Origin of the sequence: Curtobacterium sp. MMLR14_002, from assembly GCF_001864975.1 — a bacterium.
Lineage (GTDB): Bacteria > Actinomycetota > Actinomycetes > Actinomycetales > Microbacteriaceae > Curtobacterium > Curtobacterium flaccumfaciens.
Genome location: NZ_MJGT01000069.1, coordinates 34,996 through 42,141 on the forward strand (window position 1 = coordinate 34,996; position 7,146 = coordinate 42,141).

A 7,146-nucleotide genomic window follows, 5' to 3' on the forward strand; every position below is an offset into this window, starting at 1 on the left:
TGCGCGCCGGGCGCACGCCGCGCCTCCAGGGATGGTCGGGTCAGGCGGCGGCGTCGGTCGCGCTGGTCGCGGCGACGGCGCGCTCGATGACGTCGGCGACGTCCTTCGGGTGGGTCTGCATGACGAGGTGCGGGGCGGCGAGCTCGGTCACGTCGGTGATGCCGGCGCGGGAGGAGCCGAAGCGCTCCACCTCGGGGTTGATGGTGTGGTCGTCGGACGAGACGATCGCCCACGCGGGGGTGGTCTTCCACGCGGCGGCGGAGGCCGGTTCGCCGAAGGCGGCACCGGACAGCGGGCGCTGCGAGACGGCGAGCACCTCGGCGACGCGCGGGTCGACCCCGGCGGCGAAGACCTGCGGGAACGCGTCGATCGCGACGGAGACGTCGGTGCCGTCCTCGGCACCGGCGACCGGGTACGGCGTGTACACCAGGTTCGCGGCGAGGTCGGAGTCGGGGAACCCGCCCTGCAGCTGCCCGAGGCTCTCGCCGACCTCGAGCACGTAGCCGGAGACGTAGACCAGTCCGACGACGTTCTCGGCCTCGCCGGCGACGGTGATCACGGCGCCGCCGTACGAGTGCCCGGCGAGGACGACCGGCCCGTCGACGTGCTCGGCGACGGCGCGGATCGAGGCGGCGTCCTCGGCGAGGCTGCGGTTGTAGACCGGCGGGACGAGGACGGTGTGGCCGCGGTCGAGCAGCTCACGGGTGACGGGTGCCCAGCTGGCGGAGTCGGCGAACGCGCCGTGGACGAGGACGATGGTGGGTGCAGCCATGTGCGGGTCTCCTTCGTGACGATCGTCTGGGGTGGTGCGGGGACCGGGGGGTCCCGGCGTCGTCACGCTAGGGCTGCGGCCCCTGCACCGTCGTGTCCCTGTCGTTGCCCGTCACCCCCGCTGGCAGCGCGTGCCGGCGGCTCCGGGTGCGGCGCACGGTGCCCTCCGACGGTCGGACACACCGTGCCGAGGTCCCCCTGCGGGGCGGAGGCGCAGCGACGGGGTCCCCGCCGGGGCCCCCTTCTCCCCCCTGCTCCACGGCGCGGCCGGTTAGCGTGATCGCATGGAACACGAGGACGGCACGACGACGACGTCGGCCCAGGACTTCGTGGACGCGCTCGCCGAACCGGTCGTGGTCTTCGACCGCCACCTGGACGTCGTGGCGGCGAACCGGCTCGCCGGTGCCCTGTCCGCGTCCCTCACCGTCGGCACGAACCTGGCGCGGTTCACCTTCCTGAACCCCTGGGTCGAGGACTCGGTGGACGGATGGGAGGCCGAGGCGCACCGCACCGCCGCGATGCTCCGGGACTCGCTGGACGAGCACGACGCCGACGACCGGTTCCAGGAACTCCTGGGCGAGCTGATGGCGCGGAGCACGACGTTCGCGACCGAGTGGGCCGGCGGCGCGGTGCGGCCGGCTCGCCGCGGGGAGTCAGCGTTCGAGAACCCGCTGGTGGGCCGGATCGACCTGCGGTGGGAGCAGCTGCGCCGGCTGGAGGACCCCGAGCACGTGCTCGTGGTGTGGGCGGCGGCGGACGAGGAGTCCGCCGCGCGGCTCACGACGCTCCGGGCGCTGCTCGACGAGGGCGCGACGACCGCCTGACCGGGAGCGCAGCGACCGCCGCGGCTGCAACGACCGCGACGACCGCGACGACCGCCTGGCTAGCCCACCGCGGTCTCGCCCACGACCGGCTGCCGGCGGGCGGTGCCCTGCTGCACCTGCGCGGCGAGGTAGGCGACGGCCGCGGCTGCGGGGGTGCCGGGGTCGGCCCAGAAGGTCACGAGCACGTGCGAGCTGCCCGGGATCGCGAGGTTCTGCCAGCGGAACTCGACCCACCCGATCGGGTCGATCCAGTGCCGCGAGACCCCGGTGCGCTGCACGGCGACGTCGTGCCGCGCCCAGATGCGGGCGAAGTCCGGGTCCTGCAGGGTCAGCGTGCCGACGATCTCTTGCAGCCGGGGGTCCTCGGGTTCGGCGTGCAGCCGGAGTGCGGCGACGACCCGGTGCGCGGTGCGGTCCCAGTCGGCCGCGTGCTGCCGGGACGCCTCGGAGAACATCTGCAGGACGAGGTTCGCGCCCGGCTCCATGTAGCCGGGGCCGAGGGCGCTCGCCAGGGCGTTGGACAGGATGATGTCCTGGTTGCGGTCCATCACGAACGCCGGCGTGTGCGACCACTGCGCGAGCAGCGACCGGACCGAGTCGTCGAGTCCCGGCGGTACGGCCCCCTCGGGGCGGCGGCGTTCGGCGTGTGCGAGTCGGCGCAGGTAGTCGACGGCCTCGTGGTCGAGCCGCAGGGCCCGGCCGAGCGCCACGAGTACCTGGTCGGACGGCTGGTGGTCACGGCCGCGTTCGAGCCGCAGGTAGTACTCGGGACTGATGCCCGCGAGCCGCGCGACCTCTTCACGGCGCAGGCCGTCCACTCGTCGTCCGGGCTCGCGGGTGAGGCCGACGTCCTCGGGCTGGACGAGTGCCCGACGGGCGCGGAGGTACTGCCCCAGTTCGGACCGTCGCGCATCCACGCGAGCAGGATAGCCGGAATCCGCAAAGAACGCGAGAACTACCGTTCTCCGGGTGTGCCGCTCCGCGCGATGGTCTGGTGCGGCGGCTCCCCGAACCGCTCCCGGTAGTACGCCGCGAACCGCCCCAGGTGGGTGAACCGCCACCGGCGCGCGACCTCGCTGACGAGCAGCGCGCGGGAACCCGGCCGCCCCAGCTCCAGGTGCACCCGGTCGAGCCGGACCTCGCGCAGGTACTGCATGGGCGTGACGCCGAGTCGACGGCGGAACAGGTCCTGCAGGCCGCGTTCGCTCAGGTCACAGGCCGCTGCGACGTCCGCCACCGTCAGCGTCCGGTCGGCGTGGTCGTGCACGAAGCCGATCGCGCGCCGCATCCGGTCCGCGACGTCCGATCGCGACCGGGCGAAGGTCGACAGGACGACGGTCGCGATCCGCCGGTTCAGGGCCGCACGGTCGGCGGCGGGCAGAGCCGGGTCGAGGATGCGCCCGGAGGCCTCGCGCAGCAGTGCCCGCAGCGGTTCGAGTGCGGGATCGGCCGCGTCCGGCTGCCCGAACACCGAGGACTCCACCGTGTCGCCGAGCAGCGACGGCGACAGGTGCAGGAGCGTCGTGGCGGTCGCGTCGGTCTCGAACCCGTACGCGACGGACGCCGACAGCATCATCGGCCGCTCGGCGCCGACCTCCCAGTGCTCGCCGTCGTCCGCGGTCAGGCTGGCCCGGCCGTCCGCGAGCCAGAACACGACGTGGTCGGGGCGCGGACCGATCGTCCCCGACCGCTTGCCCGGTGTCGCGATCCGGTGGATCGACAGGTCGTCGTCCCCGCCGGTCTCGTAGCCGAAGCCCTCGTCGTCCGCGGTCACGGCGTCGGGACCCGGTCCCACTCGTCGCCGTACCGGGACAGCACCGACCACCGCGAGATCGGCCACGTGGTCACGAAGGCCCGCCCCACGACGTCGTCGACCGGCACGGTGCCGTGCACGCGCGAGTCGGCGGAGTCGTACCGGTTGTCGCCCATCACCCAGATGCGCCCCTTCGGCACGGTGATCTCGAAGTCCTTCCCGGCGACACGGTCCGACCCGCGTTCGAGCACGACGTAGGGCTCGTCCACCGCGTGCCCGTTCACCGACAGACGGCCCCGGGCGTCGCAGCACGACACCGTGTCGCCCGGCAGGCCGATGACCCGCTTGATCAGGTCGTCGCCCTGGCCCATGCCGAGCCAACCGCCCGGGTCCTGGAACACCACCACGTCACCGCGCTGCAGCGGGACGACCCCGGGCACGAGCTCGTTGACGAGCACCCGATCCCCGACGAGCAGTGTGTTCTGCATCGAGGCCGAGGGGATGTAGAAGGAACGGACCAGGTACGCCTTCACCAGGAAGGACGCCAACAGCGCCACGACGACGATGATGACGAGGTCGCGCAGGAACCGCAGACCGCCGCGCTTCGGCTCGCTCTCGGCGGCGGGTTCGGAGTGGGGTCCGGCGTCGGCGTGCGTGTCACTCAATGCGTCAACACCACCTTGACGACACCGATCACGAACGCCACCGCGGCCAGCACGATGCCGCCCCACAACCCGAGGAACGTCGGCTGCTTCCCGCTGAACCGCTGCATGAACACGCCCACCAGCCCGATGCGCACGACCAGGATCACGGTCGCCGCGATCTGTGCCCACTCCGCCGGCAGCCACCCGATCCAGGCAGCCGCGTAGAGGACCGCCGGGATCAGCCCGGAGGTCGCGATCGGGTTGGCGTTCCGGACGATCGTCGCGACCGAGTCGCGGCGCGCAGCGCGGTCCGCAGCGGACTCCTCGCCGTCGTCGCCGAGCCCGTGCGCGACCAGGTGCGCGAGCACGTGCGCCAGGTACGTCAGCACCGCGGTCGCCAGGACGGTCGCCACCGCGGCGCCGTGGTGGATCTGCTCCGGGTTCACCGCGATCGCGACGGCGAGCACCGTGATGTTGCCGTAGATGTACGACGACATCCGGTCGCGGACGTGCTCGAGCGGCAGGTCGCGGGGGTCCGGGCGACCGCCGCGGGGTCCGCGCCCCGGTCGGGAGGGCCGTCGTGTGCGTGGCATCCGTCCATCTTGGCCCCCGCGGTCGGCCGTCCGCCGACAGGACACCGGGTGCGATGGTCACACGGGTGTCCGGTTCCGGCAGACTGGGTGCCGATCGGTGCGACGGAGCGCCGGACAGGAGGCACGGATGACGTCCGCACGACCACTCGCCCTGGTGACCGGGGTGGGTCGCAGAGCCGGCATCGGCGCAGCGCTCGCCACCCGGCTGGCGACCGACGGCTGGGACCTCGCCATCTCGTGGTGGGGGCCCTACGACGACCGCGTGAGCGGCGGGGCGGACCCGGACGGGGTCGAGTCGGTGGTGCAGGAGTGCGAGGCGGCGGGAGCACGGGTGACGCGCCTCCCGGTCGACCTGGAGGACCCGGAGCAGGCGGCCGCACTCGTCGGACGCGCCGAGGCGGAAGCCGGCGCCCCCGTCACCGCCCTCGTCATGTCGCACTGCGAGTCCGTCGACTCCGACTTCCGCACCACGACCGTCGAGTCGTGGGACCGCCACTTCGCCGTGAACGCCCGCGCACCGTTCCTGCTCGTGCAGGCCTACGCGGCCGGGCTCGAGCGCGCCGGGGACGCCGCACCGCGCGACCGACGCCGGATCGTGGCGCTGACGAGCGACCACATCGCGTACAACCTGCCGTACGGAGCGTCGAAGGGCGCGCTCGACCGGATCGTGTTCGGCGCCGCGAAGGAGCTCGGCAGCCTCGGCGTGAGCGCCAACGTGGTGAACCCGGGCCCGAACGACACCGGCTGGATGTCCGACGAGGTCAAGGGGTGGGCCGTCGAGGGCACCCCGCTCGGCCGACTCGGACGCCCGTCGGACACCGCCGCGCTCGTCGGGTTCCTCTGCTCGGAGCAGGGCGCCTGGGTGAACGGGCAGCTGCTGAAGTCGGACGGCGGGATCTCGAACAGCGCCTGATGCACCCATCTGGTTGACGCGTCATCGAATTGGTTGACGCGTCAACCAAACTGGCACACACTAGGTGCATGCAAACGCACGAACTGCTCGCCGCCGACACCGGGATGGGCGCCGTCACGCTCCGCGTCGCCGACCTCGACGCGATGATCCGGTACTACCGCGACGGCGTGCGGCTGTCGCTGCTCTCCCACGACGGCGGCGTCGCCGTGCTCGGCCGGGGCAGCACGCCGATCGTGGTCCTCGAGCACGCCCCCGCGATGCGGCACGCCGGACCCCGCGAGGCCGGCCTGTTCCACACGGCGATCCTGTTCGACACCCGTGCCGACCTGGCCGCCGCGCTGTACTCGGTCGCCACGCAGTACCCGGCGGGCTTCACCGGCAGCGCCGACCACCTGGTGAGCAACGCGTTCTACTTCACCGACCCCGAGGGCAACGGCGTCGAGCTGTACTGGGACCGCGACCGCACCGAGTGGTCGTGGACGCACGGCATGGTCGACATGGACACGAAGTACGTCGACCCGAACGCGTTCCTGCAGTCCCACCTGACGCAGGACGCCCTGGACACCGCCGCGGCCCGCCCGGGCAAGGTCGGCCACGTGCACCTGTCCGTCGGCGACGTCGACGCCGCGCGCTCCTTCTACGTGGACACCCTCGGCTTCGAGACCACCGCCGGCTTCGGCGAGGCACTGTTCGTCAGCGCCGGCGGGTACCACCACCACATGGCCATGAACACGTGGAACTCCCGCGGCGCCGGGCGTCGACAGCTCGCACTGGGCCTGGGGCTCGTGCGCATCGAGGTCCCCGCGGCCGACGACCTCGGCGCCCTGACCGAACGCATGCGGCACGGCGGCGTCGAGCTCGCCGACGACGGCCGGACCGTCGCGTTCGACGACCCCTGGGCGAACCGCATCGAGGTGACCACGCCCGGTCGCGGCTGACACGTCGCGACGCTTCGCGCTGGGCGACACCCCGCGCGCGCGCGGCCCCGCGAGGTGTCGCCCAGCGCGAAACCTCCCCACACCGGCCGCCGGACCGGCAGGATGGACCCGTGACTGACGACATCCGGTGGGAGGTGGTCGAGGAGAGCACGCTGTCGCTCCCCGACCACGAAGCGATCGCAGCGCTGCTCGGGCAGGCCTTCCCCGACTGGTCGCACTGGTACGTGGGCGGCCGGAGCTGGTCCGGCATGCAGCCGGAACGCCGGGTGCTCGCGCACGACGCCGACGGGGTCGTCCTGGCCCACGTCGGCATCCGCCGCATGTACATCTCCGTCGGAGGCGAAGACGTCCTGGTCGGCGACACCGGCCTGGTCGCCGTGTCGCCCCGACTGCAGGGCACCGGCGTCGGCCGCGAGCTGATGACCCGGACCGCGGCGGTCCTCGAGGGACTCCGCGTCCCCTTCGGGTTCCTCGGCGCGGGCGAGGACCGCATCCCCTTCTACGCGAAGCTCGGCTGGCACGAGTTCCCCGAGGCCGTCGGCACCTTCTCGGCGTTCACGGCCGAGGGCGCGGGCGTCAGCAACACCGAGCAGGGCGGCTGGATGGCGCTGCCGGTGGCAGCGCAGCTCGAGGACTGGCCCGCCGGCCCGATCTGGCTGAACGGCCAGCAGGTCTAGACCCGCTTCAGACAACGGACGGGAGGCCCGGTA

Annotated in this window: 9 protein-coding genes; 4 read left to right on the forward strand and 5 right to left on the reverse strand. The window is 73.0% G+C overall.

Translation table 11 applies throughout. The features are described from left to right. Nucleotides 1-40: 40 nt before the first annotated feature. Nucleotides 41-772 (reverse strand): alpha/beta hydrolase, encoded by a 732-nt coding sequence (locus BIU91_RS13310; protein WP_071405844.1) that lies wholly within the window; start codon nt 770-772, stop codon nt 41-43. Nucleotides 773-1,055: 283 nt separating this feature from the next. On the opposite strand from BIU91_RS13310, the gene BIU91_RS13315 reads away from it, so the two are divergent. Then, nucleotides 1,056-1,595 (forward strand): hypothetical protein, encoded by a 540-nt coding sequence (locus tag BIU91_RS13315; protein ID WP_071405845.1) that lies wholly within the window; start codon nt 1,056-1,058, stop codon nt 1,593-1,595. Between the two features lie 59 nt (nt 1,596-1,654). On the opposite strand, the gene BIU91_RS13320 is transcribed toward BIU91_RS13315, so the two are convergent. From BIU91_RS13320 to BIU91_RS13335, 4 genes are read right to left on the reverse strand one after another with little or no spacing between them, the layout of a single operon-like run. Next, on the reverse strand, nt 1,655-2,512 hold the full coding sequence (locus tag BIU91_RS13320) for a helix-turn-helix transcriptional regulator (RefSeq protein ID WP_071405846.1): 858 nt from the start codon (nt 2,510-2,512) through the stop codon (nt 1,655-1,657). A 38-nt stretch (nt 2,513-2,550) separates the two neighbouring features. Then, on the reverse strand, nt 2,551-3,369 hold the full coding sequence (locus tag BIU91_RS18230) for a helix-turn-helix transcriptional regulator (protein ID WP_139196521.1): 819 nt from the start codon (nt 3,367-3,369) through the stop codon (nt 2,551-2,553). After that, entirely contained in the window at nt 3,366-4,013 is a 648-nt protein-coding gene (lepB, locus tag BIU91_RS13330) for a signal peptidase I (protein ID WP_084741262.1), read from the reverse strand. Before lepB ends, BIU91_RS18230 begins: the two co-directional genes overlap by 4 nt. Next, nucleotides 4,010-4,585 carry a hypothetical protein gene (locus tag BIU91_RS13335; protein ID WP_139196520.1) on the reverse strand — a complete coding sequence of 192 codons (576 nt, stop codon included), beginning with the start codon at nt 4,583-4,585 and terminating at the stop codon, nt 4,010-4,012. The genes lepB and BIU91_RS13335 overlap by 4 nt, the downstream gene beginning before the upstream one ends. Before the next feature lie 127 nt (nt 4,586-4,712). On the opposite strand from BIU91_RS13335, the gene BIU91_RS13340 reads away from it, so the two are divergent. The 3 genes from BIU91_RS13340 (at nt 4,713) to BIU91_RS18950 (ending at nt 7,113) form a co-directional block, all read left to right on the forward strand. Then, nucleotides 4,713-5,498, forward strand: a complete 786-nt coding sequence (locus BIU91_RS13340; protein WP_071405848.1) for an SDR family oxidoreductase — start codon at nt 4,713-4,715, stop codon at nt 5,496-5,498. 68 nt (nt 5,499-5,566) lie between these two features. Next, nucleotides 5,567-6,436 (forward strand): VOC family protein, encoded by an 870-nt coding sequence (locus BIU91_RS13345; RefSeq protein WP_071405849.1) that lies wholly within the window; start codon nt 5,567-5,569, stop codon nt 6,434-6,436. A gap of 110 nt (nt 6,437-6,546) precedes the next feature. Continuing rightward, nucleotides 6,547-7,113, forward strand: a complete 567-nt coding sequence (locus BIU91_RS18950; protein ID WP_071405850.1) for a GNAT family N-acetyltransferase — start codon at nt 6,547-6,549, stop codon at nt 7,111-7,113. Nucleotides 7,114-7,146 lie beyond the last annotated feature (33 nt).